Source organism: Arthrobacter sp. B0490 (genome assembly GCF_002929355.1).
GTDB lineage: Bacteria > Actinomycetota > Actinomycetes > Actinomycetales > Micrococcaceae > Arthrobacter_D.
Genome location: NZ_PJIR01000076.1, coordinates 1 through 732 on the forward strand (window position 1 = coordinate 1; position 732 = coordinate 732).

The window sequence follows — 732 nt, forward strand, 5'->3', positions numbered from 1 at the left end:
GTTCGGCGACCTCGGTGTAGGTCATCCCGGTGTAGTACGCCAGGTAGATTGCCTCACGCTGCACGTCGGACAGGGTGAGCAGGCACGCACGGACGGCGTCGACCTCCGACCGTTGCAGGACTGTGTCCGCGACCTGGTCGTAGTCGATGTCCTGGTTCTTGATACCCCACCTCAGGTCTCGCACCCGGTGGGATTCCTCGGTCCGGACCTTGTCGACGGCGCGGCGGTGCGCGAGGGTCATGATCCAGGACATCCCGGTGCCCAGCGTGGGATCGAAGCGGGCCGCGGTGCCCTGCCAGAGGGCGAGGAAGATGTCCTGCGTCGTTTCGGCGCTCATCTCCGGGTCCACGAGGACTTTCCGGACGAGCCCGTACACGCGCGAGGCGGTCTGCTCGTAGAGGTCCTCGAACGCCCGCACATCACCTTGCCCGACACGGAAAAGAAGGGCCCCGACGCCACTCACCGGCCCGTCCGCCTGGTGGGCCGACGGACTGTCGGAATGGGGATCAGGAGGCGCAGTCGACACAGCAGACGCAGCGGCCGGAGGCTCGGCGACAGGGCGGGGCAGGAGCCGGGTGAGGACCGGGAGCGGAGCGGTGAGCATGGGCGTGAGACCTTCTGGTGACCATCGGCTTCAATCAGAAGACCTCTGCCACCTGCGGCGTAAGTCTTCTGATTGCTAAGGAGACTAGGGACAGCCAACCACGATCCTGCCGGCATCCGATAGTGGAA

At 65.8% G+C, this 732-nt stretch carries 1 protein-coding gene; it reads right to left on the reverse strand.

Annotation, left to right across the window (positions count from 1 at the left end; genetic code table 11):
• The coding region (locus tag CXQ97_RS18685) for a sigma-70 family RNA polymerase sigma factor (RefSeq protein WP_104182371.1) at positions 1–418 on the reverse strand (418 nt) is incomplete at its 3' end.
• Positions 419–732: the final 314 nt, after the last annotated feature.